At 70.4% G+C, this 22,934-nt stretch carries 22 protein-coding genes; 12 read left to right on the top strand and 10 right to left on the bottom strand.

The genetic code is table 11. The features are described from left to right. Nucleotides 1-250: 250 nt before the first annotated feature. From ACRX5W_RS10515 to hemB, 6 genes are all read left to right on the top strand, one after another. Entirely contained in the window at nt 251-478 is a 228-nt protein-coding gene (locus ACRX5W_RS10515) for a glutaredoxin family protein (protein WP_436788032.1), read from the top strand. Nucleotides 479-649: 171 nt separating this feature from the next. Then, nucleotides 650-1,411: a redox-sensing transcriptional repressor Rex gene (locus ACRX5W_RS10510; protein WP_436787756.1), complete on the top strand. Its 762-nt coding sequence runs from the start codon at nt 650-652 to the stop codon at nt 1,409-1,411. Nucleotides 1,412-1,487: 76 nt separating this feature from the next. Continuing rightward, entirely contained in the window at nt 1,488-2,906 is a 1,419-nt protein-coding gene (locus ACRX5W_RS10505) for a glutamyl-tRNA reductase (RefSeq protein ID WP_436787755.1), read from the top strand. Continuing rightward, complete coding sequence (gene hemC / locus ACRX5W_RS10500) at nt 2,903-3,847, top strand: hydroxymethylbilane synthase (RefSeq protein ID WP_436787754.1); 945 nt, start codon at nt 2,903-2,905, stop codon at nt 3,845-3,847. The genes ACRX5W_RS10505 and hemC overlap by 4 nt, the downstream gene beginning before the upstream one ends. After that, the gene (locus tag ACRX5W_RS10495; RefSeq protein WP_436787753.1) at nt 3,844-5,451 is read left to right on the top strand and encodes a uroporphyrinogen-III synthase; all 1,608 of its coding nucleotides are present in this window, start codon (nt 3,844-3,846) and stop codon (nt 5,449-5,451) included. Before hemC ends, ACRX5W_RS10495 begins: the two co-directional genes overlap by 4 nt. A 3-nt stretch (nt 5,452-5,454) precedes the next feature. After that, on the top strand, nt 5,455-6,453 hold the full coding sequence (hemB, locus tag ACRX5W_RS10490) for a porphobilinogen synthase (protein ID WP_436787752.1): 999 nt from the start codon (nt 5,455-5,457) through the stop codon (nt 6,451-6,453). A gap of 22 nt (nt 6,454-6,475) precedes the next feature. Here the strand turns inward: hemB and ACRX5W_RS10485 are convergent, their stop codons facing one another. From ACRX5W_RS10485 to ACRX5W_RS10475, 3 genes are all read right to left on the bottom strand, one after another. After that, nucleotides 6,476-7,678 (bottom strand): DUF2786 domain-containing protein, encoded by a 1,203-nt coding sequence (locus ACRX5W_RS10485; RefSeq protein ID WP_436787751.1) that lies wholly within the window; start codon nt 7,676-7,678, stop codon nt 6,476-6,478. A 57-nt stretch (nt 7,679-7,735) separates the two neighbouring features. Further along, entirely contained in the window at nt 7,736-7,984 is a 249-nt protein-coding gene (locus ACRX5W_RS10480; protein ID WP_436787750.1) for a Uma2 family endonuclease, read from the bottom strand. 135 nt (nt 7,985-8,119) lie between these two features. Next, complete coding sequence (locus ACRX5W_RS10475) at nt 8,120-8,527, bottom strand: Rieske (2Fe-2S) protein (RefSeq protein ID WP_436787749.1); 408 nt, start codon at nt 8,525-8,527, stop codon at nt 8,120-8,122. 184 nt (nt 8,528-8,711) lie between these two features. Here ACRX5W_RS10475 and ACRX5W_RS10470 point away from each other — a divergent pair, with 184 nt between their 5' ends. Then, nucleotides 8,712-10,274 (top strand): class I adenylate-forming enzyme family protein, encoded by a 1,563-nt coding sequence (locus tag ACRX5W_RS10470; RefSeq protein WP_436787748.1) that lies wholly within the window; start codon nt 8,712-8,714, stop codon nt 10,272-10,274. Here ACRX5W_RS10470 and ACRX5W_RS10465 read toward each other — a convergent pair. Beyond that, nucleotides 10,271-10,894 (bottom strand): isochorismatase family protein, encoded by a 624-nt coding sequence (locus ACRX5W_RS10465; RefSeq protein WP_436787747.1) that lies wholly within the window; start codon nt 10,892-10,894, stop codon nt 10,271-10,273. The two genes, ACRX5W_RS10470 and ACRX5W_RS10465, sit on opposite strands and share 4 nt — an antisense overlap. Nucleotides 10,895-10,990: 96 nt before the next feature. Here ACRX5W_RS10465 and ACRX5W_RS10460 point away from each other — a divergent pair, with 96 nt between their 5' ends. The 5 genes from ACRX5W_RS10460 (at nt 10,991) to ACRX5W_RS10440 (ending at nt 17,043) form a co-directional block, all read left to right on the top strand. Then, complete coding sequence (locus ACRX5W_RS10460) at nt 10,991-12,232, top strand: amidohydrolase family protein (RefSeq protein ID WP_436787746.1); 1,242 nt, start codon at nt 10,991-10,993, stop codon at nt 12,230-12,232. 59 nt (nt 12,233-12,291) lie between these two features. Next, entirely contained in the window at nt 12,292-13,197 is a 906-nt protein-coding gene (locus ACRX5W_RS10455; protein WP_436787745.1) for an SDR family oxidoreductase, read from the top strand. Nucleotides 13,198-13,210: 13 nt separating this feature from the next. Next, nucleotides 13,211-14,401 carry an acyl-CoA dehydrogenase gene (locus ACRX5W_RS10450; protein WP_436787744.1) on the top strand — a complete coding sequence of 397 codons (1,191 nt, stop codon included), beginning with the start codon at nt 13,211-13,213 and terminating at the stop codon, nt 14,399-14,401. A gap of 4 nt (nt 14,402-14,405) precedes the next feature. Beyond that, the gene (locus ACRX5W_RS10445; RefSeq protein WP_436787743.1) at nt 14,406-15,392 is read left to right on the top strand and encodes an acyl-CoA dehydrogenase family protein; all 987 of its coding nucleotides are present in this window, start codon (nt 14,406-14,408) and stop codon (nt 15,390-15,392) included. 394 nt (nt 15,393-15,786) lie between these two features. After that, the gene (locus ACRX5W_RS10440; protein ID WP_436787742.1) at nt 15,787-17,043 is read left to right on the top strand and encodes a poly(ethylene terephthalate) hydrolase family protein; all 1,257 of its coding nucleotides are present in this window, start codon (nt 15,787-15,789) and stop codon (nt 17,041-17,043) included. A 66-nt stretch (nt 17,044-17,109) separates the two neighbouring features. Here ACRX5W_RS10440 and ACRX5W_RS10435 read toward each other — a convergent pair whose 3' ends face one another. The 6 genes from ACRX5W_RS10435 to ACRX5W_RS10410 all read right to left on the bottom strand — a co-directional run bounded on the left by ACRX5W_RS10435 (nt 17,110) and on the right by ACRX5W_RS10410 (nt 22,926). Further along, a complete protein-coding gene (locus tag ACRX5W_RS10435) occupies nt 17,110-18,240 on the bottom strand; it encodes an acyl-CoA dehydrogenase family protein (protein WP_436787741.1) in 1,131 nt (376 codons plus the stop codon). A 16-nt stretch (nt 18,241-18,256) separates the two neighbouring features. Then, the gene (locus ACRX5W_RS10430) at nt 18,257-18,730 is read right to left on the bottom strand and encodes a hypothetical protein (RefSeq protein ID WP_436787740.1); all 474 of its coding nucleotides are present in this window, start codon (nt 18,728-18,730) and stop codon (nt 18,257-18,259) included. Continuing rightward, complete coding sequence (locus ACRX5W_RS10425; protein ID WP_436787739.1) at nt 18,727-19,269, bottom strand: FAS1-like dehydratase domain-containing protein; 543 nt, start codon at nt 19,267-19,269, stop codon at nt 18,727-18,729. Before ACRX5W_RS10425 ends, ACRX5W_RS10430 begins: the two co-directional genes overlap by 4 nt. Further along, nucleotides 19,266-20,441: a CaiB/BaiF CoA transferase family protein gene (locus ACRX5W_RS10420; protein WP_436787738.1), complete on the bottom strand. Its 1,176-nt coding sequence runs from the start codon at nt 20,439-20,441 to the stop codon at nt 19,266-19,268. Before ACRX5W_RS10420 ends, ACRX5W_RS10425 begins: the two co-directional genes overlap by 4 nt. 11 nt (nt 20,442-20,452) lie before the next feature. Continuing rightward, nucleotides 20,453-21,640 (bottom strand): acyl-CoA dehydrogenase family protein, encoded by a 1,188-nt coding sequence (locus ACRX5W_RS10415; protein ID WP_436787737.1) that lies wholly within the window; start codon nt 21,638-21,640, stop codon nt 20,453-20,455. A 359-nt stretch (nt 21,641-21,999) separates the two neighbouring features. After that, the gene (locus ACRX5W_RS10410; protein ID WP_436787736.1) at nt 22,000-22,926 is read right to left on the bottom strand and encodes a cyclase family protein; all 927 of its coding nucleotides are present in this window, start codon (nt 22,924-22,926) and stop codon (nt 22,000-22,002) included. Between the last annotated feature and the right edge of the window lie 8 nt (nt 22,927-22,934).

The raw sequence follows: 22,934 nt of genomic DNA, 5'->3' as shown, positions 1-22,934 counted from the left end.
AACGGCGTTGCGTTGCGCTTGTGTGGCCGACGTGCGGCGGTTCGCTGTCACTTGGGTGATCTGCCGGGGTACGAGGCGGTTGCCGGGCCCACGAACCACCCGTTCGGCTCGACGTGCGGCGGCGAGCGGCGACAATCGGGGCGTGGGCATCTTCCGTCGGCGCAGCGCCGCCACCGTATCCGACACGTCGTCAGGTTCTTCTTCCGCATCCGAAACCCCCGCCGAGTCCGTCGCCGGCGCGTCGGGGCGCGTGGTGACGATGCTGAGTCGACCGGGCTGTCATCTCTGCGACGACGCGCGGGCGGTCATCCTGCGCGTCACCGGCGAACTCGGTGTGGCCTTCGAGGAGGTGGACATCACAACGGATCCGAAGCTGGAAGAGGAGTACGGGGAGCAAATTCCGGTGACGCTTGTGAACGGACGTCAACACGACTTCTGGCGGGTCGACGAGGGCCGGCTGCGCGCTGCCCTGGCGTGACCGGGAGGTTACCGATGCGTCACCTTGTGTGATCGACTTCACAGGGTCGGCCGGGAACCAACGAGTGATGCATGTCACGACCTGCGGACAAATCGGACATCAGCTTTGTGCACACGTTCACAAAAGCCTAACCTGGCAGTCGAAACCGCAGGTCCCACCCACAGGAGCACCGTGGCTACAGGCCGTACCGAGCGACCGGCGCACCGGGGACGCGGTATTCCCGAGGCGACGGTGGCGCGGCTCCCGCTGTACCTCCGAGCGCTGAGCGCGCTCTCGGAGCGCGGCGTGCCGACCGTGTCCTCCGAGGAGCTCGCGGCTGCCGCCGGCGTCAATTCCGCGAAGCTGCGCAAGGACTTGTCGTACCTCGGCTCCTACGGCACCCGCGGTGTCGGGTACGACGTCGAGTATCTCGTTTACCAGATCTCCCGCGAGCTCGGTCTGACGCAGGACTGGCCGGTCGCCATCGTCGGTATCGGCAACCTCGGACACGCGCTCGCAAACTACGGCGGCTTCGCGTCGCGAGGTTTCCGTGTCGCCGCACTGCTCGACGCGGACCGCGCGGTCACCGGGCAGCGCATAGCCGGCATGGTCGTGCGGCACATGGACGACCTCGAACAGATCGTGCGCGACGACCACGTCTCGATCGGGGTCATCACGACGCCGGCGCCCGCCGCCCAGAGCGTGTGCGACCGTCTCGTGGCGGCCGGCATCACAAGCATTCTGAACTTCGCCCCGACCGTCCTCTCCGTTCCCGAGGGCGTCGACGTTCGGAAGGTCGATCTGTCGATAGAGCTGCAGATCTTGGCCTTCCACGAGCAGCGCAAGTCGGGCACCGACGGCGTTGCCCCCCAACTTCCCCCCGCCGCCTCCGGCGCCGCCGCTTCCCCGGTCGGTGACCTCGGCGGCGATCTGCCCGAGGTGATGCCGGCGTGAACGACCGGACTTTGTACGCCTGTTCCGCTACCGCGCGGGCGGCCGACGCACGCCCCGGCCGCAGCGAGGTGCGGGTATGAGTGTCCTCGTCGTGGGGCTCAGCCACCGAACCGCCCCGGTCAGGCTGCTGGAGCGCGTCGCCATTTCCGGCGACGCGCTGGTCAAGCTGCTCCAGGACGTGTCCACCGCCGAGCCGGTCGCCGAGGCGCTGCTGCTGTCCACCTGCAACCGTGTCGAGCTGTACGCCGACGTGGACCGCTTCCACGGCGGTGTCTCCGACTTGTCGGGCCTCCTCGCGCGCCACACGGGCGTCGCCATCGAGGAGCTCACCCCGCACCTGTACGTGCACTACGAGGAGCGGGCGGTCCACCACCTCTTCTCGGTGGCGTGCGGTCTCGACTCCATGGTCGTCGGCGAGGGCCAGATCCTGGGCCAGCTCAAGTCGGCGCTCGCGCTCGCGCAGGAGTCCGGCAGCGCCGGCCGGGTCCTCAACGAACTCGCCCAGCAGGCACTGCGAGTCGGCAAGCGCGCGCACAGCGAGACGGACATCGACCGCGCGGGCCAGTCGCTGGTCACCGTCGGCCTGGAGCAGGCGGAGGCGGCCGGCGGCCACGTCGGCGGCAGCCGCGCGCTGGTCGTCGGCGCCGGGTCGATGAGCGCGCTCGCGGCCACCACGTTGCAGCGCCAGGGCGCGGGCAACATCGTCATCACGAACCGCACCTACGAGCGGGCCGAACACCTCGCGGACCAGGTCGGCGGCCGGGCCATCCCGATCAGCGCGCTGCCGGAGGCGCTGGCCGGGTCCGACCTGGTGATCTCCTGCACCGGCGCGACCGGCCTGGTGATCTCCGCGGCCGACATCGAGGCGGTCATGGCGTCCCGCCGTGAACGCTCCGTCGACCGCCCGCTGGTGCTGATCGACCTGGCCCTGCCGCGCGACATCGACCCCGCGGTGTGCGACCTGGACGGCGTCCACCTGGTCGACCTCGAACTGCTCGCCGATGTGGGCTCGGGCGCCTCCGGCACCGCGGACGTCGACGTCGTCCGCCGCCTCGTCTGCGACGAGGTCGCCGAGTTCGCCACCGCGCAGCGGGCACTGGCGGTCACACCGACGGTCGTCGCGCTGCGCTCGATGGCCGCGGACGTCGTACGGTCGGAACTCGAACGGCTTGCCGGGCGTACCCCTGACCTCCACGCCAAGCAGCGCGGCGAGGTCGAGCAGACCATCCGGCGCATCGTCGACAAGCTGCTGCACGCGCCGACCGTGCGCGTCAAGCAGTTGGCGGCCGAGCCCGGCGGCGCCTCGTACGCGGAGGCGCTGCGCACGCTCTTCGACCTCGGGCCGGGGCCGATGGCCGCGGTGAGCCGCGCCGACCTCGGGACGGAGGGCACCGCCGCGCCGGACGCCGGGATCGATGTCGCGCAGGTGCTCGGTGCGGACGTGCCGCGCGAAAACAGTGGCAGCATCGAGAGCAGCGGAGGAGGTGCGGCATGACCGACAAGCCCCTGCGCCTCGGCACCCGCCGCAGCGCGCTCGCGATGGCGCAGTCCGGCCACGTCGCCGACGCACTCACCCGGGCGACCGGCCGCGAGGTCGAACTCGTCGAGATCACCACGTACGGCGACACCTCGCGCGAACACCTCGCCCAGATCGGCGGCACCGGCGTGTTCGTGTCGGCGCTGCGCGACGCGCTCGCCGACGGGAGCATCGACTTCGCGGTGCACTCCCTCAAGGACCTCCCGACCGCGAGTCCCGAGGGCCTGACCCTCGCCGCGGTCCCTCCGCGGCAGGACCCGCGCGACGCCCTCGTGGCCCGCGACGGCCTGACGCTCGGCGAACTGCCCGCGGGCTCGCGCATCGGCACGGGGTCGCCGCGCCGCGCCGCGCAGTTGCGCGCGCTCGGTCTCGGCCACGAGATCGTGCCGATCCGCGGCAACGTCGACACCCGCATCAAGTTCGTCGCCTCCGGCGAACTCGACGCGGTGATCCTGGCCAAGGCGGGCCTCGCCCGTCTCGGCCGCGCGGGCGAGGCCACCGAGGTCCTCGATCCGCTCCAGATGCTGCCGGCGCCCGGACAAGGGGCACTGGCGGTCGAGTGCGCGTCCTCGGACGCGGCTCTCGTCGAACTGCTCGGCGTGCTCGACGACCCGGACACCCGGGCCGCCGTTCTCGCCGAGCGCATGCTGCTCGCCGAACTGGAGGCCGGATGCTCGGCCCCGGTGGGCGCTCTCGCGGACGTGTCCGCGGGGGAGTCCGACGGCGAGGAGGTCACCGAGCTGTACCTGCGGGCGATCGTCGCCGACGGCGACGGATCCCGCAGCGTACGGTTGTCCGCCACCGGACCCCTGGACGAGGCGGCGTCTCTCGGCCGTGAACTGGCCGCCGAGATGCTTGCCCGGGGTGCCGCCGGTCTGATGGGGGAGCGCGTCCCTTGAGCCCCAGAGCGAAGAAGAAGCCCAGCGGAACCGTCACCTTCGTCGGCGCGGGTCCCGGCGACCCCCGCCTGCTGACCCTGCGTGCCGTCGAGGTGCTCGCCGAGGCGGACGTCGTCGTCGCCGACGCGTCCACGCGCGCCCGTGTGGTGTGCCACTGCCGCCCCGACGTGGAAGTGCTCGACCCGGTGTCCTCCGCCGACGGCGAGCCTCTGGCTGCCGCCGGGCGGGCCAAGTTGATCGTGACCGCGGCTCGTGCAGGGCGTTCGGTCGTGCGCGGCATCGGCGGTGACCCGGTCGTCGACCAGGGCGTCGTGGACGAGATCGCGGCGGTCGCGAAGGCCAAGATCCCCTTCGAGGTCGTGCCCGGCGTGTCGGTGGCGACGGGAGTGCCGGCCTATGCGGGCATCCCGCTGACCGGTCCCCGCGCGAGCGCCGGCGTGCGCGTGCTGGACATATCCGAGGCCTCGATCGACTGGGCGACCGTCGGTGCGACGGACGGCATCCTCGTCCTGCGCGGCCCGGTCGACCAGATGGCCGAGATCGCGCAGGAGCTCGTCGCGGGAGGCCGCAAGCCGGCCACCCCCGTCGCGGTGACCACGCAGGGCACCACGACCGAGCAGCGGACGATCGTCTCGACGCTCGCGTCGGTCGCCACGGACCTGAAGGCCGCCCGCGTCACCCTGCCCGCCGTCACCGTCATCGGCGACGTCGTGGGGCAGCGCGACGCGCTGTCGTGGTTCGAGACCAAGCCGCTGTTCGGCTGGCGTGTGCTTGTTCCGCGCACCAAGGAGCAGTCCGCGTCGTTGTCGGAGCAGTTGCGCTCCTACGGCGCGGTCCCGCACGAGGTGCCGACGATCGCGGTGGAGCCGCCGCGTACCCCGCAGCAGATGGAGCGGGCCATCAAGGGCCTGGTCACCGGCCGCTACGAATGGGTCGCGTTCACCTCGACCAACGCGGTCAAGGCGGTGCGGGAGCGGTTCGAGGAGTACGGCCTGGACGCCCGGGCGTTCGCCGGGATCAAGGTCGCCGCGGTCGGCGAGCAGACCGCGAAGGCGCTGATCGACTTCGGCGTCAAGCCGGACCTCGTCCCGTCGGGCGAGCAGTCGGCCGCCGGTCTGCTGGAGGACTGGCCGCCGTACGACTCCGTTTTCGACCCCATCGACCGGGTGTTCCTGCCGCGCGCCGACATCGCCACCGAGACCCTGGTCGCCGGGCTGGTCGAGCTCGGCTGGGAGGTGGACGACGTCACCGCGTACCGCACGGTCCGCGCGGCGCCGCCGCCGGCCGAGACCCGCGAGGCGATCAAGGGCGGTGGGTTCGACGCGGTGCTGTTCACGTCGTCCTCGACGGTCCGCAACCTGGTCGGCATCGCGGGCAAGCCGCACGCGGTGACGGTCATCGCGTGCATCGGCTCGGCCACCGCCAAGACCGCGGAGGAGCACGGGCTCCGCGTGGACGTCATGGCGCCGGAGCCGTCTGTGGGAGCCTTGGCGGAGGCGCTGGCCGAGTTCGGCGCGGCCCGCCGTGCATCCCTCATCGAAGCAGGCGAACCTGTGACGAAGCCCAGCGAGCGTCGCCCCGGTTCGCGGAGGAAGGCGAAGTAGCAGATGTCTGACGTATCGTCAGGGACCGGCGGTTACCCTCTCGTTCGACCGAGGAGGCTGCGCCGGACCCCGGCGGTGCGCCGCCTTGTCGCCGAGACGCGCCTGCACCCGTCGGACCTGGTCCTGCCGTTGTTCGTGCGAGAGGGCGCCACCGAGCCCGTCGCGATCGGCTCGATGCCCGGCGTCGTCCAGCACACCCGCGACACACTGCGCAAGGCCGCCCACGAAGCCGTATCGCTCGGCGTGGGCGGCCTCATGCTGTTCGCCATCCCGGCGGTCAAGGACGCGTGCGGCACCGCGGGGACCGACCCGGACGGCATCATGCAGGTCGCGCTGCGCGACGTGGTCGCCGAGGTCGGCGACGCGACCGTGGTGATGTCCGACCTGTGCCTCGACGAGTTCACCGACCACGGCCACTGCGGCGTGCTGCGCGCGGACGGCTCGGTCGACAACGACGCGACGCTCGACCGGTACGCCGAGATGGCCGTCGCGCAGGCCGGCGCCGGTGCCCACATGCTCGGCCCGAGCGGCATGATGGACGGTCAGGTCGCGCACGTCCGCCGCGCGTTGGACGCTGCGGGCTTCGCGGACACCGGCATCATCGCGTACAGCGCGAAGTACGCCAGCGGCTTCTACGGCCCGTTCCGCGAGGCCGTCGAGTCGACGCTGCAGGGCGACCGTATGACGTACCAGCAGGACCCGGCCAATGCCGAGGAGTCGCTGCGCGAGGTGCTTCTCGACGTCGCCGAGGGCGCGGACATGGTCATGGTCAAGCCGGCCATGTCGTACCTCGACATCGTCCACCGCATCGCCGCCGAGGTGCACGTCCCGGTCGCCGCCTACCAGGTCAGCGGTGAGTACGCGATGATCGAGGCCGCCGCCGCCAACGGCTGGATCGACCGCGACCGCGTCATCCTGGAGACACTGACCGGCATCCGCCGTGCGGGAGCGTCGACGATCCTCACCTACTGGGCCGCCGAGGTCGCCCGCAAACTGCGCTAGGCACTGCCCGCCGCAACGCCGCTCAGGACGCGTGGGGTCCGCCGGGGATGCGGCGGGGGCCCACGTCGGCGCGGTCGGCCGCCGCCTTGCCGTGCGTCCAGCCCTCCGCGTCGCGGATGCGGACGCGGTGGGTGACCAGGTCGGGGAACAGATGGTCGGTCGCCTCCTGGACGGCGACGGTTCGGGACGCGAGGACGGGAAGCAGGTTGTGGTCCGCGGCCTGGTGCGCGGCTTGTTCGACCGCGGCGGTGAGGCGTTCTCCGATGCGGTCGGCGTACGCGATCAGGAAGGACTGCCGGAAGTCGCGGTTGCGTGCGCCGCGCGAGCTTCGGCGGCGGGACCGGGCTTCGTCGCGGGTCATCGCGGACGTCGCCTGGACCAGCAGTGAGGTGTACAGCAGTTCGACGGCGTCCAGGTCCGCGTCGAAGCCGATGACGGTCGAGAAGCCGAATTCGCGGGACCAGACCGTGCGGCAGCGGTTCGCCTCGGCGACCGCGTCGAGGAGCATGGCCTTCTCGGCGTCGTAGGGGTTGTCGACACCGATGCGGACCGCCCCCGGTGCGTCTGCCGATTGCGTGGACGTCGTGACCAGCGCCGCGTCGATGCTGTGCCGGGCCATGAGCTCCTGGGCCTTGGCGGTCAGCGCCTCGGCTTCCTCGGTGAAGTCCGTCGACTCGGCCTTCGCCAGCAGCGCGCGGATGCGGCCGAGCATGCGGGGTTCGGACGTACGTACCGGTGGTGCCGTCTCCTGGTGCAGCGGGATGATGCCGGGGAGGCGGGCGTACAGGCGCAGCACCTCCAGCGCGTATCCGGCGGCCTCGAAGCGCATCAGGTTCTCGCGGCGCGCGAACTCCGTGAGGTACTGCTCGTCGCCGGGCCACCACGGCTCGGCTCCCAGACCGTGTATCTGTGCCGTCCAGCGCGTGCCGCGCTCGGCCGCGGAGTCCTCGCGGGCGGCGGCGGCCACGATGTCGACGCCGATACGCACGTGCCGTTCGCCGAGGGTGCGGTCCACCATGCGCACGACGTCGGCCGGCTGCCATCCCCTCGCCCAGCACCCGGACACGACCCGCGCGCCGAGTGCGACGAAGGCCCGGCTCATGTCGGGCCACCGGTCCTCGTGCGCGGCCATCGCGGAGGCCCCCGAGTCGACGGCCGACTCCAGGGCGTCGTCGGAAGCGGCGAGGAGGTCGTGCAGGATCGCGTCGAGGAGTACGGCGGGCATGGTCCCATTGTCCGGGAGCGCCGCGGCGGTCTGCGCAGGCCATCCGGGGCCGGACCGTCAGTCGAGGTAGTCGGGCAGGAACGTCATGTCGAGCGTCATGTCGATCGGCCCTGGGAGAGCGACGTCCTTGCCGACGGGATAACGGTCGGTGTGGGCGTACCCGTGCCCCGTCGGCCCGTGGTGGACGACGACTTCGGGGACCTTACGGTCGACGATGAGGTAGACGGGAACATCGGACGCGGCGTACTCGGCGGGCTTCTCGTGGATGTCGGCTTTTCGCGTTGCCTTCGGCGGCGCGCAACGCACGCAAGGCGGCGAGTTGTGCCTCCAGCAGTTGCGGGGGAACGTATTCCATGGCCACTCCTTGGTCGGCTGGTCTCAGCCTAGGGGCGGTCGCCGGGACGCGAGCGCGGACCGGATGGGCCGGCCGACAGGTGCGTCCTATGGGCACTGGGCGCGCTTCGCCGTCCGGGGGGCTCGGGGGGTCGGGTCGACATAGGCGACGGTGTCGACGATCAGCACAGGGTACGTCCGCAGCGCGCGGCAGGTGAACTGCCCCGACGACTGGCCCGTGTCGACGCGGAACCGAGTGCGGTGCGCGGGACAGGTGACTGTGTCGACGGCGAGTGTGCCGCGCGACAAGAGGGCCCCGCCGTGGGGGCAGCGGTCTTCGAAGGCGTGGATGGTCGTGCCGTGGCGGGTGACGGCGATCGGCGGGCGGTCGCTGACGCGGCGTACGACGCCTTCCGGCACGTCGGTGGCCGCCCCGAGGCGGATGGCGTGGTCGGGCACGGCATCGGGCGCGGGCTCCGGGCGTGTGCCGCGATCCCGGCGGAACGGCACCTTCATACCCGGCAGGGTAGGCATACCTCACGGCCGACGGCACCCGGGTCGTGATCGAAGTCACGTGCGAGGCTCGGCGCGGCCTTCCCCGTCGGAGATTTCTGACGTACCGTCAGGCCGATGTTCCAGCCGGTCGTGCGGGCGGGCCGGATCGCGACCGGGTCGGCGAACCCTTGCACGGGGAGGGCATGTGTCTGCTCCGATCTACGACGCCAAGACGCTTTGGGGGCTGGTCGAGCGCCGCGCCGCGGCTTCGCCGGACGTTCCCATGCTGCTCGATCCTGACGACCGAAAAGTCACCTTCGGGGAGTTCAAGGCGTGGGCGGAGCGGGTCGCGGCGGGCTACCACGCCCTCGGGATCGGCGCGGGCACGCGCGTGACGTGGCAACTGCCGACGCGGATCGAGTCGATCGTCGCCGCCACGGCCCTGGCCCGGCTCGGCGCGGTGCAGAATCCGATCATTCCCTTCTACCGGGAGAAGGAGGTCGGCTTCTGCCTGCGGCAGACGAACGCCGAGTTCTATCTGACCCCGGGGGTGTGGAAGGGCTTCGACTTCACCGCGATGGGTGAGGCACTGGGCAAGGAACGGCCGGGCGGGCTGAAGGTGTTGGTCGCGTACGACAGCCTGCCCGAGGGGGATCCGGCTTCGCTTCCGCCGGCGCCGGGCGATGGCGACGAGGTGCGCTGGCTGTACTACACGTCCGGCACGACGTCGGACCCGAAGGGCGTGCAGCACACCGACGGAACGCTGATCGCGGGGGGCATCGGGCTCGCGAAGGCGCTCGACATGGCGGAGAGCGACATCGGGTCGATCGCGTTCCCGTACGCCCACATCGCCGGGCCCGACTACGTCAACACGCTGCTGGTCACCGGGTTCCCGGCGGTCATCGTCGAGACGTTCGACCCCGCGAGCGTCATTCCGGTGTACGCACGCCTGGGGGTCACGATGGTCGGCGGCTCGACCGCGTTCTACGTCGCGTTCCTGTCCGAGCAGCGCAAGCAGCCCGGCACGCGGATCATCCCGACACTGCGGATCGTCTCCGGCGGCGGCGCGCCCAAGCCGCCGGAGTTGTTCCGCGAGGTGGCCGACGAGATGCAGGCGGTGCTGTGCCACGGCTACGGCATGACGGAGTGCCCGATGATCGCGCAGGGCGGCCCGCACGATTCCGAGGACCAGCTCACGTACAGCGAGGGCAGGCCGGTGCACGGGATCGAGGTGCGGATCGTGCGCCCCGACGGCACGGTGGCCGCAGGCGGGGAGGAGGGCGAGGTCAGGCTGCGCGGGCCGATGGTGTTCAAGGGCTATACCGATCCGGCGTTGAACGAGGAGGCTTTCGACGCGGACGGCTTCTTCCGCACGGGCGACCTGGGCAAGCTGCGCGCCGACGGGCACCTGGCGCTGACCGGTCGGCTCAAGGACGTGATCATCCGCAAGGGCGAGAACATCTCGGCGCGGGAGATCGAGGACCTGTTGTTCGCGCATCCGAAGGTCGCCGATGTCGCCGTGGTCGGCCTGGTCGACCGCGAGCGCGGTGAACGGGTGTGTGCGGTGGTGGAGCGGCAACCGGGCGAAGCGGACCTGGAGTTCGCCGAGATGACGGCGTATCTGAAGGGCACCGGGCTCATGGTCCAGAAGATCCCGGAGCAGCTGGAGGTCGTCGACGCGCTGCCGCGCAACGAGACGCTGCGCAAGGTGTTGAAGTTCCGGATCCGGGACGAGTACAACGCCAAGCCGTGGAGCCCGCAGGGCTAGTGGTGTTGCTGCCACGCGGCCAGCACGTCGGCCGTGGTGGTGACGGTTGCCACGGCGCCCAGGGTGTGGGCGAGGACTGCTTCCGCGTAGTCGGGGGGAAATCCGGCCACGGCCTCGCGCGGCACGACGAACCGGAAGCCGGCGTTGACGGCGTCCATCGCGAAGTTGACGATGCCGACGTTGAGCGAGACGCCGACGCCGACCACGGTGCGGACACCCAGGTTGCGCAGGACGGAGGCCAGGCCGGTGTCGGCCATCGGGCCCAGGCCGTGATACCGCGTCAGGACCAGGTCGGACGGGGTGACTTCGATGCCTGAGACGACTTCGGCGGCGACTGAGCCGGGGGTGAGCCGCACGGGCGCCTTCGCCGCCGCACCGAACAGACGTGCGTTGTGGTTCGCCCCGGCGCCGTCCTTGCGTTGCAGGGCGAGGCAGTGGAGCACGGGGACGCCGGCGCCGCGTGCCGCGCGGCACAGATTGTCGACGGCTGGAATCAGCCTCTGGGCCTGCTCGGCCAGGGCGGGGAAGAGGGCGTCCTTTCCGATCACGCCGTTCTGGCATTCCTGAGTGACCAGCGCGGTCGTCGCCGGGGCGAGCAGCGCACTCAAATCGGCGGGCATGTGGGTCTCCTGACGGTCCGTCGGCTTGCTGTTGTCCGCAGCGGCAGATTACGCTGAATCTGACGGTCCATCAGATAAAGCGCGTAGGAGGGGCCGATGAGTGTCGACCTGCACGAGCAGGACGCCACCGAGTCCGGTAACAGTTTCGGGGAACTGCCCAGGATCATCAGCGTCGACGACCACGTCATCGAACCGGCACACCTGTTCGAGCGCTGGCTGCCGGCGAAGTACCGCGAGCGGGGCCCTCGGCCTGTCCGGACCGGCATCGGTCGACTGGAGTACACGGGGGCCAGCTACAAGATCACGACCGACCCCGACGGGCCCCTCGCCGACTGGTGGTTCTACGAGGATCTGCGCTTCCCGTACAAGCGCAACATCGCGGCGGCGGGGTTCAGCCGCGACCAGATGACGCTCGAAGGCATCACGCGCGACGAGATGCGTCCCGGGCTGTACGACCCGGCCGAGCGCCTGAAGGACATGGACCTCAACCATGTCGAGGCATCCTTGTGCTTCCCGACCTTCCCGCGCTTCTGCGGCCAGACCTTCCACGAGGCGAAGGACAAGGAGGTCGCGCTGGCGTGCGTACGGGCGTACAACGACTGGATGGTGGAGGAGTGGTGCGGTGACTCGGGCGGGCGTCTGATCCCGCTCGTCATCGTGCCGCTGTGGGAGGTCGGGCTCGCGGTGGCCGAGATTGTGCGCAACGCGGAGCGGGGGGTGACGGCCGTGTGCTTCTCGGAGATCCCGGCGTTCCTCGACCTGCCGAGCATCCACACCGGCTACTGGGACCCGTTCTTCCGCGTCTGCGAGGAACGCGGCGTCACGATCAACATGCACATCGGGTCCTCCTCGACCATGCCGGCGGCGTCCCCCGACGCGCCCGCGGCGGTGCAGGCCAGCCTCAGCTTCAACAACGCGATGGCCTCGATGGCCGACTTCATCTTCGCCGGCGTTCCCGCGCGCTTCCCCCGGCTCAAACTCGCCTATTCCGAGGGGCAGATGGGCTGGATCCCGTACGCGCTCGAACGCATGGACGACGTGTGGGAGGAGCACCGCGCGTGGGCGGGCGTCGGCGACAACCTCCCCGAGCCTCCGTCGCACTACTTCCGGCGGAACATGTTCGCCTGCTTCTTCCGCGACCGGCACGGCATCGACTCGCTCGACGTCATCGGCGCGGACAACGTGACCTTCGAAACCGACTATCCGCACGTCGACTCCACGTGGCCGCACACGAAGGCGGTCGCGGAGGCGCATCTGGCCCGGCTCGACGCGGAAACCGTCTACAAGATCGTCCGCGGGAACGCGATCCGCATGCTCGGCCTGGATTTCGACAAGTAGGTGAGCTGGTCCCGAACTTCGGGACGCAGCAGCGGAGTTACTGCCGAAGGGGGAGAGGCGTGGGTATCTGCGAAGGACGCGTCGTCATCGTCACCGGAGCCGGGGGCGGCATCGGCCGGGAGCACGCGCTCGCGTTCGCACGCGAGGGAGCGCACGTCATCGTCAATGACATCGGCGCCTCCCGCCGCGGCGACGGGCGCTCGCCCGGCCCCGCGCAGCAGGTCGTCGACGAGATCACCGCGCTGGGCGGCAAGGCCGTCGCCAACACCGACGACGTCGCCGACTGGGAAGGCGCGGCGCGGCTCGTGCAAAGCGCGGTCGACACCTTCGGGCGCCTGGACGTGCTGGTGAACAACGCCGGGTTCCTGCGCGACCGCATGCTGGTCTCGCTGGGTGAGGACGAGTGGGACGCGGTCGTGCGCGTGCACCTCAAAGGCCACTTCGCTCCGATGCGGCACGCAGCCGCCCACTGGCGTGAACGGTCCAAGGCGGGGGAGCGCGTCGACGCCCGGATCGTGAACACCAGTTCCGGCGCCGGGCTGATGGGCTCCGTCGCCCAGGGCAACTACGCCGCGGCGAAGGGCGGCATCCTCACGCTCACACAGACCGCCGCCGTCGAATTCGCGCGCTACGGCGTCACGGTCAACGCCATCGCCCCGGCCGCCCGCACCCGCATGACCGAGGAGGCCATGCCCGACATGGTCGCCGCTCCCACCGACGGGTCGTTCGACTTCTACGACCCGGCCAACGTGTCCCCGCTGGTGGTGTGGCTCGGTTCGGCGGAGTCCGCCGGCGTCACCGGGCGGTGCTTCGAGGTGGAAGGCGACAAAATCTCGGTCGCACTCGGCTGGCAGCACGGGCCCGAGGCGCGCGCCGGACGCCGTTGGGAGCCGGGGGAGTTGGGACCGATCGTCGCGAAACTCATCGACGAGGCGCCCGTCCCGACGCCGGTCTACGGCGCCTGAGGGGCTGCCGGCCATGGACCTGCGATACACGGAAGCCGAAGAGCGCTTCCGCTCCGAGCTGCGCGCGTGGTTGGCCGAGGCGCTGCCGACACTTCCTGGCAAACCGGACCGCGCGGACTGGCCGGGGCGGCGTGCGTACGACACGGCTTGGCAGCGCATGTTGTTCGACGCTGGTTACGCGGGCATCCACTGGCCGGTCGAGGCCGGGGGGCGCGGGGCCACACCGACCGAGCACCTGATCTTCCTGGAGGAGACCGAGCGGGCGGGGGCGCCGTACGTCGGTGCCAATTTCGTCGGCCTGCTGCACGCGGGGCCGACGATCAACGCGGCGGGGACGGAGGAACAGCGGCGGAAGTATCTGCCGGGGATCCTGTCCGGGGACGACGTCTGGTGCCAGGGGTTCTCCGAGCCCGGCGCGGGCTCCGACCTCGCGGCGCTGCGCACGCGGGCCGTGCGGGACGGCGACGAGTACGTGCTGAACGGCTCAAAGATCTGGACATCGCACGCCGAAGTTGCCGACTACTGCGAGATGTTGGTGCGGACGGATCCGAACGCGCCCAAGCACAGGGGCATCACGTGGCTGATCGTGCCGATGGACGCGCCGGGCCTCACCGTTCGTCCGCTGGACACCATCATGGGCACGTCGGAGTTCGCCGAGGTGTTCCTCGACGACGTGCGGGTGCCGGTCTCCCACCGGGTCGGCGAGGAGAACGACGGCTGGCGCGTCACGATGGTTACGCTGTCCTTCGAGCGGGGCACGGCGTTCGTCAGCGAGGTGGTGGCCTGCCGCCGTTTGCTGCGCGAACTCGCCGATCTGGCACGGCGGATGCCTCGGCGCGGCGGTGCGAAAGCCTGGGACGACGTCGCTCTGCGCCGCGAACTCGGCCATCTCACAGCCGAGTTCGAGGCACTGTGGGCGCTCACCAAATGGAACGTCTCCGAGGCATCCCGCTCCGGAGTCCCCGGCATCGGCGGATCCGTCTTCAAGCTGCGCTTCTCCGAGACCAAGCAGAAGGTGTACGACCTGGCTCATCGGCTGCTCGGCCGGGCGGCGTTGTGCGTCGAGGACGTGGCGGGGCTGCCGAGCGGTGACCTGATCGACGAACGGCTTTCGTCGCTCTCGTACACCATCGCGGCGGGGACGTCCCAGATCCAACGCAACATCGTGGGTGAGCGGATACTCGGCCTGCCGAAGGAGCGGTGACCCCGTGGACTTCCAACTCACGGAAGCGCAGAGGGCTTTGGTTGGCGCCTTCCGGGCCTTTTGCGACCGCCGCTTCGATCGCGACCGCCTGCGCGGACTGGTCGACCGCGACCGGCCACCGGGCATGGTCGACAGGAAGCTGTGGACGGAACTGGCCGAGACGGGTTTCTTCAACCTTCGCTCGCCGGAGTCCGAGGGGGGAGTCGGCCTCGGCATGGCGGAGGCCGCACTGGTATTCGAGGAGGCGGGTCGCGCACTGCTACCAGGGCCCTTGGTCGCCACCCACCTTGCCGCGTCGCTGGGCGGGCAGGTCGGGGCGGCTGCGGCGTCCGGCGAGTCGATCGTCGGTGTGGCCGATGCCGGGGACTTCCCGGTGCTCATCGAACACCTCGACGTTCTGGACGAGTTGGTGGTGCTTGCCGACGACGGCATCCGGCGCCTGGCGCCGTCGTCCCTGGCAGCCGCCGCAATCCGTAGTCCCACCGATCCGTGTACGCCCCTGCACCACGTCGAAGCTTTCCCGGACGGGGAGTTGATCGCCGACACCGCCGTGGCCGCGCGCCTTCGCCATGAGGGCGCCGTACTGACCGCCGCGCTCCAACTGGGCATCGCCGGCAAGTTGACCGAGATGGCCACCCAATACGCCGGTGAACGCGAGCAGTTCGGCCGCATCATCGGAAGCTTCCAGGCCGTGAAGCACTTGTGCGCCGACATGCTTGTGCGCACCGAGGTCGCCCGAGCGGCGGTCTACGCGGCGGCTGTGACCCTCGACGATCCGGAAGTCGGCGACCTTGCGGTGGCGGTTCCCACCGCCAAGCTGATGGCCGACGAGGCCGCCGTGCGGAACGGTAAGGACGCCACGCAGGTTCACGGCGGCATGGGCTTCACCTGGGAAGTGGACGTACACCTGTATCTGAAGCGTGCCTGGGTCCACGCGACGCAGTACGGAGGAGCGGAGGAGAACGAGGAGGCGCTCGCCGCGACGCTGTAGCTGCCCTGCGGTTCCGAGAGTCGGGGAGCCGGAAAGTCTCATCGGCACGGTCAGGCCGGTGAGTGGGGGGCTGCCCGGCGGGAAACCGAGCCGGGCGCGGGCCGCGGTCGGGCGCCGCAAACGTTCGCTGCATCGCGCCCGCCGGGACGGTGTTCGACTGATCCGGACCGGTCCGAGGGTGCGTGGATCACCGGTGCGCGGTGGCGGGTCGGTTCGCGGGGGGCGGTGGCTGGTGATTTCGCCGATTCGTGGAGTCGGGAGTGCCGGTTGAATCGGCGTCATCCTGCACGATCTCCGGCGATCGGGAGCACGACCGTACCGGCGCGACCGACACACCGACGTCGCCGCCATACCGCCGCGGGCGGTTTCGGCGCGGCCAGAAGGGATCTCAGACATGTCAGCTCGCACCAGGCGACGCCTTCGCGTATTCGGCGCGGCGGCCGTCGGCGTCATGGCCGTGGGCATCACCGCCGTGATCTCCGTCCCGGCCACCGCCGCCACCTCTGTCTACGGCGAGAACTTCTCCAACGGGCTCGGGACCTTCACCGCCTCCGGGTCGGTCAGCGCGAGTACGGGCAGCGCGCGGATGAGCGGATCGCTGCTGTCGGATCCGTCCATGACATCGGCGCCCGTCGACCTTGGCGACCACAGCGACGTGACGGTGTCGTACACCCGGACGGCTTCCGGACTCGACCTCGGTGAGTCTTTCACCGTCGCCTACTCCGTCGACGGCGGCGCGTTCACCGCGCTGGAGTCGTCGCGCACCGCCGCGGGGCCGGTGTCGTTCCGACTGCCGTCGTCGGTCGACGGTCGCACCGTGCGGTTGCGGTTTTCGCTGGACGCGAGCAGTGCCCTGGAGACGCTGACCGTCGACGATGTGCTCGTCCGGGCCGAGGGCGGCGGCGGAGGCCCGACCGATCCGCCGGGCGGGTCGCTGCCGCCGGTGAGCGACGTCACCGCGCCCGGGCCGTACGCGGTGTCCATCGACACCACCGCCGGTCCCGGCGACGACGGGTGGCTGGTGTATCCGACGAACGCGGGTCAGAACGGTGTGGACCACCCGGTCTTCGTCTGGGGTCCGGGCGCGGGGTCGGATCCCGCCGACTACGAGGACATGCTGCGCCAATGGGCCTCGCACGGCTTCGTCGTCTACAGCGAGGTCTCGTCCAGCAGCGGCGATTACATGGTCGATGCGCTCGACTGGCTTGAGGACCAGAACGCCAGTCCGAGCAGTCCGCTGTACCAGGACCTCGATCTCGCCGAGGTGGCGTTCGGCGGCCACTCACGCGGGTCGATCGGCACGTTCGACGTGGCCGACGAGCCGCGCCTGGAGACCACCATCCATGTGGCCGGCGGTTCCTTCGACGGCAACGGGCCGGACAACCTGCGCAATCCGACGCTCTACATCGGCGGCGACGAGGACTTCGCCACCGCCAACATGGAGACGGACTACGCCAACACCGATGTTCCGGTGTGGTTCAACATCCTCGACGGCACCGACCACATCCTCGCCACCCGCAACGGGCAGCACGTCATCACCGCCTGGCTGCGGTGGCACCTGGCCGACGAGGAGTTCCGCCGCTCGACGGACTTCCTGAGCCCGAACTGCTCCTTCTGCGGCCTGGGCGAGACCACGTACAAGAACTGGTGACACCGCGGCGGCCGTCCCGCCGTCCCGCCGTCCCGCCGTCACAGCGGCGGGGCGGCGGCGTTCTGGTCAGGCCGTGTCCAGGAGTTGTGCGGCGATCAGTTCCTCCAGCCGCCGGTCGTCGCACCAGTTGAGTTGGAGTGACTTGGCGCGGCGGAAGAACAACTGGACGTCGCATTCGACGGTGAACCCCATGCCGCCGTGCACGTGGACGGCCAGGTCGCTGACCTCGCGGTAGGTCTTGCAGGCGAACAGCTTGGCCATGGGCGCGAGCCGGGCCGTGGAGCGGCCGGTGTCGCGGGACCACGCGGCTTCCCAGACGAGGGTCTCCGCGCCGTCCACGGCGGTGACGGCGTCGGACAGGTTGTGGGCGATGGCCTGGAAGGCACCCAGGGGCTTGTCGAACTGCCTTCGGGTCTTGGCGTATTCGACGGTGATCTCCAGGACGCGCCGAGCCCCGCCGACGGCACCGGCGGCCAGGAGGACGAGGCCGTCCAGGAGAGTCTCCGACCAGATCGGCCATGCGGCGCCGACGTCGCCGACGACGGCTTCGGGGCCGACGCGGACGGCGTCGAGGTCGATGCGGTGCTGCGTGTCGGAGGCGATGGTGCGCTGGGGTGTCAGGGTTATCCCGGGCGCGGAAGGGTCGACGAGGAAGAGGGTGATGTCCTCGGGGGCCGGCCCGGTGCGGGCGAGGACGAGGATGCGGTCGGCGGAATTCGCGTACGGGACATGGCGTTTGGTGCCGGACAGCACCCACGCGCCGCCGTCCTGCACGGCGGACAGGGCGACGCCCTTCGGGCCGTGACCGCGATCGGGTTCGAGCCAGGCGGTGGTGACGACGGCCTCACCGGAGGCGATGGACGTGAGCCATTCCTGGCGCTGTTCGTCGGTGCCGGCCGCGGTGAGGACGCCGCCTGACATCACGGAGCTGACGAAGTGCGGGGACGGGGAGAGCGCACGGCCGAGTTCGTCGTAGACGACCACGGCGTCGAGCATCGACATCTGTGACCCGCCCCACTTCTCGGGGATGGTCAGGCCGGTGAGGCCGCTTTCGCCCAGCTTGGTCCACAAGTCGGCGGGGTAGCCGCGGGGGTCCTCCTCCATCGCGCGGACCACCGCCAGGTCTGCGTGTCGCGCCGCGAGGCCGCGCACTGTTTCGCGGAGGACTTCCTGTTCGTCGCTGAACGCCAGGTCCATCGCGGTTCCTTCCGCGTCACGGCACCCAGCGCTCGCCGCGCCGGGTCCAGGGGTTGTCGTCGGGCGAGGTCGGTACGGCGACGCGCGCCTCACAGGTGGTCTTCACCGCCCCGTCGACGGTGAGCGCGACGTCGAGGGTGACCCAGCCGCAGCCGGCCGAGTCGGTCGAGACGTCGGTCACGGTCGCGTTGTAGACCATCGTGTCGCCGGGAAAGACCGGTGAGTTCATGCGGAAGACGACGCGTCCGATGCGGCCGGTCGCGCCGGTCCAGTCGGTGAGGTAGCGCTCGAACCATGCCGCCTGGTTGGGGGTGTTGAGGAAGATGTCGCGCACGCCCTGGCGTTCGACCGCGAACTTGTGGTCGTGGTGCATCGGCCGCCAGTCGCGGGCGGCCAGGGCACCGAGGATGACCGTGGTCGCGGTGACTTCGTGGGCGAGGGGCGGGAGTTCGTCGCCCACGTGAATCTTGTCGAGGGTCAGCACGGTCATGCGCCCGCCTCCCGCCGGTAGCCATAGCCGGTGTACGACTCGGTGCCCAGCAACTCGCCGCGCTGGTTGTGGTATTCGACGTCGATCACCCAGAATCTGCCCACGCCGAGCTTCGTGCGCTTCTCGGGGCTCACCGACCGCAGAATCTGCCGGGAGGTGACGAAGTCGCCTACGCGCACCGGTTCGTGGAAGACGTTCGTGTTGTCGGTCATGATCGCCTCGGGGAGCCCGAAGCGGGCCTTGAGGTCGAAGTGCACTTGCAGGGAGAGCTGTTCGCCGTCGGCGCCGGGCGCCCAGTAGTGCGGGCGGGCGTACGCGGACAGCAGGCTCGGCGGTGACACGGGCCCGCCGGTGACATCGGCGGCGACCGCGGGTTCCCAGTACAGCGGGTTGCCGTTGAAGACCGACGCGCACGACGTCCACACGTAGCCCTGCTCGACGGGGAAATCGGCGGTCTTCTCGTACTGCGTGACACCGATGAGCGCGGCGACGTCCTCGGGGAGGTGGTCGTCCGGCGGTGTCGCGGGGGTGTTGGTCACGCCACCACTCCTTGTTCGCGTAGTGCGCTGATCAGGTCGGGCGCCAGGCCCGCGGCGGTGAGCAGTTCGTCGGTGTCGGTGGCATCGGCGGCCCGCACGCGGTACGGGTCCTCGGCCTGCGCCATGCCCGCGAGCACCGGGCCGACCTGCCGGAACGTGCCGTACGACGGGTGCTCCGCTTCGGCGAACGCACCGCGTGCCGCGAACTGTTCGTCGGCGACCACCTCGGGGATGGACAGGACCGCGGACACACAGGTGTCCGCCGGAGCGAGTTCGGCGACCCACGTGTCGCGGTCGCGGGTGCGGAAGACGTCGGCCATGTCGCGGCGGATCTCGTCCTGCACCGCGTCGTCGATCTGGTGCCGGGCCCATTTGTCGAGCCCGAGGAGCCCGCACAGATTGGTCCAGAAACGGGGTTCGATCGCCGCGACCGCGAGCCACTTGCCGTCGCCGGCCTGGTAGGTGTCGTAGCACGCGTAGCGGCCCAGAAGCACGTTCGCGCCGACCTCAACCTCGTCGCCGGTCGCGAGGTGTTCGTCGACCGACAAGGCCATCAGGGCCAGCACGCCGTCGGCCACCGCCACGTCGAGGTGGCGTCCGAGGCCGTCGCCGCCCGGGCGGTCCCGGTGGCGCAGCGCGGCCAGGATCGCGATGACGGCGTGCATGCCGCCGCCCGCGCTGTCCGCGACCGTCGCGCCCGGGATCGGCGGCCGGCCTTTTGCGTCCTTGCCGGTCAGGTGCAGGAATCCGCCGGCGGCGAGGTAGTTCAGGTCGTGGCCGGCCTGCTGCGACCGGGGGCCGGACTGTCCGAAGCCCGATGTCGAGCAGTACACGACGCCCGGGTTGGCCGCGGCCACGGCCGGGTGGCCGATGCCGAGCCGGTCGACGACGCCGGGGCGGAAGCTCTCGATCACGACGTCGGCGGTCGCGGCGAGGGTCAGGAACACCTCGCGGCCCGCCGGCGCCTTGACGTCGAGCAGCACCCGTTTCATGCGGCGGTGTGCGCTGTACGAGAAGAAGGGCGGGGTGATCTGCACGCCGCTTCGGGCGGGGACGGGTCCGATCTTCACCACGTCCGCGCCGTAGTCGGCGAGCCAGCGCGACGCGCGGGCGGCGGGGCCCACACTCGCCAGATCCAGGACGGTGACGCCGTGCAGCAGCTCGCCGCTCATGTGACGTCCCGTCAGAAGTTCTTGGGCAGGCCGAGTTTGCGGCGCGCGATGATGTTTTTCTGCACTTCGGAGGTGCCTCCGCCGATCGTGTCGAGCACGGTGTAGCGGTACGTCGACTCCGCCCGGCCGGCCATCGGTGCCTCCGCCGTGCCGACCCGAAGCTGCGTGCCCGGACCGCCGACGTCCATCGAGGCGTCCGCGAGGCGTTTGGACAGCTCGGTGGCGAACAGCTTGTACTCCGACGCCTCGGTGGTCGGCGGCGCACCGCCCTTCTCCGCCGCGGCGACGACGCGCAGTCCGAGCAGCCGGGCGACCTCGGCCTCGGTGGCCAGCGTCGCCATCGTGCGGCGTACGACCGGGTCGGCGGCCAGCGGCTCGTCGTCGCGCGTGGCCGTTCGGACATACTCGGTCAGCAGGTCGAGTCGCTGCGCGATCGGCGCGAAGGCGAACATCGTGAAGCGTTCGAGGTCGAGGGCCTGTGAGATGTACTGGAAGCCCTTGTCTATCTCACCCACCACGTAGTCGTCCGACACGTACACGTCGTCGAAGAACACGTCGTTGGTGCGTTCGTCGCCCATCGTCCAGATGCCGCGTACGGTGATCCGCGGGTGGTCGAGCGGGACCAGGAACAGCGTGATGCCGTGGTGCTTCGGCGCGTCGGGGTTGGTGCGGGCGCCGACCCAGTACCACTCGGCGAAGTGGGCGGAGGTCGTCCAGGTCTTCTGGCCGTTGAGGATCCAGCCGCCGCGCGCCTCGTCGCGCGTGGCGCGGAGTTTCATCGACGCGGCGTCGGAGCCGGCCTCCGGTTCGGAGTAGCCGACCGCGAACTCGACCTCGTTGCGCAGGATCTTGGGCAGGAACTCGGCCTTGAGCCGGTCGCTGCCGACGGCGAGCAGGGTTTTTCCGATGATGCCGACGCCCTTGCCGATCTGCGGCCCGCCTCGGCCGGCGAGGGCCTCGTTGAGGATGTACTCGAAGATGCCGTCGCCGTCCTGCCCGCCCCACTCCTCGGGCCAGGTGATGCCGAGCCAGCCCTGGTCGGCGAGTTTGCGCATGAACGCGCGGCGGGCGGGGGTGTCGACGATCTGGGCCATGTTCTCCCGGGTGACGTCGAACACCTCGGGGTCGTGGTTCGCCTCCAGAAAGCGTTCGACGCTGTCGGCGAACGAGCGTTGTTCGGGGGTGAGTTCGAAGTCCACGGCACCTCCTGGGCGCGCGTGCGGAGACCGGCGGGAGGTGCACGCACGCCGGCCACCACAAAAACCTGACGGTCTGTCAGGTCAACGTAGCACCGGCCGGTGGGCAAATACAGAAGGATCCGCGGGGGCTGTTCCGGCAGATCGGGAGGAAACAGGTGTTGACCAGGCGTTGAACGGTGATCACTCTAGGTGTGGCGGTCACTCGCGAGGGGACGACGAGGCGCCCCGGATGCTCGGAGGATCCGGGGTCTCCTTGACGAAGTGGGACCGCCGAAACGGCGGGTGACGGCGGTTCGGTCGGGTGCGGGTCCGACCGGAACGCCGTCATCCGGCGCCCGGGCCGCGCGGACGGGCGGCGCCTACTTGATCGCGACCGGGTTCACCGGTGTGCCGACACCGCCGACGAACGGCTGCGGCGACGCGTCGAGCAGGAACTCGTACACGCCGTCGGCGGCGCAGTCGTCCGACAGCTCCTCCAGATTCCAGTTCTGGCCCTGGAGCATGCCCATCTCGACCAGGTGCAGCGCGTGCACCGCAAGGAAGCAGTCCTCGATCTCGGGCGGGAAGACCTCGAACACCACCGTGTCGTTCGCCACCGCGGCCACGTCGCGCGCGTGGAACCATGCGGGGCAGCGGACCGACAGCCCCGGCCCGTGGAAGTAGCCGTCGCGGTCGCCGGCCAGGTACTTGCGGATCTGGCCGGTACGCACCAGCACGACGTCGCCCGCACGCACCCGTACGCCCCCGAACTCCTCGGCGGCGTCGAGGTCTTCGGGGGTCACCGCGTACTCCGGTTCGAGGATGTCGACGCCTTTGGCGCGTGCGACGTCGAGCAGCACACCGCGCGTCACCAGGGTCTTGACGAGGTGGATGCCGAGGTCGACCGCACCCGCCTCGGCGGTCACCGACTTGTGTGCCGAGAAGCCGTTGTAGAGGCGGTCGTCATAGCTCGCGTGCGTGAGCCCGTCCCAGTGGGTGCCGGCCTGGAGGCCCATGCGGACCGCGTCGTCGCTGGTCGCGACCGTGCCCGGCCCGAACACCTCGTGGTTGACGAGGAAGGTCGTGCGCTCGGGGTTGTCACGGCCGGGGATCATGCCGTTCTGGATGCCGTCCTCGCGCAGTTCGACGGCCAGGGAGAACCGCTTCCCGGTTCGGACGCACGCGGCTGCGGCCTTGACCACCTCGTCGGTGATGAGGTTCATCGTTCCGATTTGGTCGTCCTTGCCCCAGCGCCCCCAGTTGTTGACGCGTGCGGCCAGTTCACGGAATTCGGCGGGCAGGGACATCGCGGCCT

The sequence above is a fragment of the Yinghuangia sp. YIM S10712 genome (assembly GCF_051388935.1).
Lineage (GTDB): Bacteria > Actinomycetota > Actinomycetes > Streptomycetales > Streptomycetaceae > Yinghuangia.
The sequence above is the reverse complement of the archived record's forward strand: the minus strand, read 5'-3'. Positions and strand labels throughout refer to the sequence as shown.

What these genes read in the sequence shown, in the direction of transcription:
- ACRX5W_RS10505 (WP_436787755.1), top strand. Translation starts at nt 1,488, where the DNA reads ATGAGTGTCCTCGTCGTGGGGCTCAGCCACCGAACCGCCCCGGTCAGG.
- hemC (WP_436787754.1), top strand. Translation starts at nt 2,903, where the DNA reads ATGACCGACAAGCCCCTGCGCCTCGGCACCCGCCGCAGCGCGCTCGCG.
- hemB (WP_436787752.1), top strand. Translation starts at nt 5,455, where the DNA reads ATGTCTGACGTATCGTCAGGGACCGGCGGTTACCCTCTCGTTCGACCG.
- ACRX5W_RS10485 (WP_436787751.1), bottom strand. Translation starts at nt 7,678, where the DNA reads ATGCCCGCCGTACTCCTCGACGCGATCCTGCACGACCTCCTCGCCGCT.
- ACRX5W_RS10475 (WP_436787749.1), bottom strand. Translation starts at nt 8,527, where the DNA reads ATGAAGGTGCCGTTCCGCCGGGATCGCGGCACACGCCCGGAGCCCGCG.
- ACRX5W_RS10465 (WP_436787747.1), bottom strand. Translation starts at nt 10,894, where the DNA reads ATGCCCGCCGATTTGAGTGCGCTGCTCGCCCCGGCGACGACCGCGCTG.
- ACRX5W_RS10460 (WP_436787746.1), top strand. Translation starts at nt 10,991, where the DNA reads ATGAGTGTCGACCTGCACGAGCAGGACGCCACCGAGTCCGGTAACAGT.
- ACRX5W_RS10450 (WP_436787744.1), top strand. Translation starts at nt 13,211, where the DNA reads ATGGACCTGCGATACACGGAAGCCGAAGAGCGCTTCCGCTCCGAGCTG.
- ACRX5W_RS10440 (WP_436787742.1), top strand. Translation starts at nt 15,787, where the DNA reads ATGTCAGCTCGCACCAGGCGACGCCTTCGCGTATTCGGCGCGGCGGCC.
- ACRX5W_RS10435 (WP_436787741.1), bottom strand. Translation starts at nt 18,240, where the DNA reads ATGGACCTGGCGTTCAGCGACGAACAGGAAGTCCTCCGCGAAACAGTG.
- ACRX5W_RS10430 (WP_436787740.1), bottom strand. Translation starts at nt 18,730, where the DNA reads ATGACCGTGCTGACCCTCGACAAGATTCACGTGGGCGACGAACTCCCG.
- ACRX5W_RS10420 (WP_436787738.1), bottom strand. Translation starts at nt 20,441, where the DNA reads ATGAGCGGCGAGCTGCTGCACGGCGTCACCGTCCTGGATCTGGCGAGT.
- ACRX5W_RS10410 (WP_436787736.1), bottom strand. Translation starts at nt 22,926, where the DNA reads ATGTCCCTGCCCGCCGAATTCCGTGAACTGGCCGCACGCGTCAACAAC.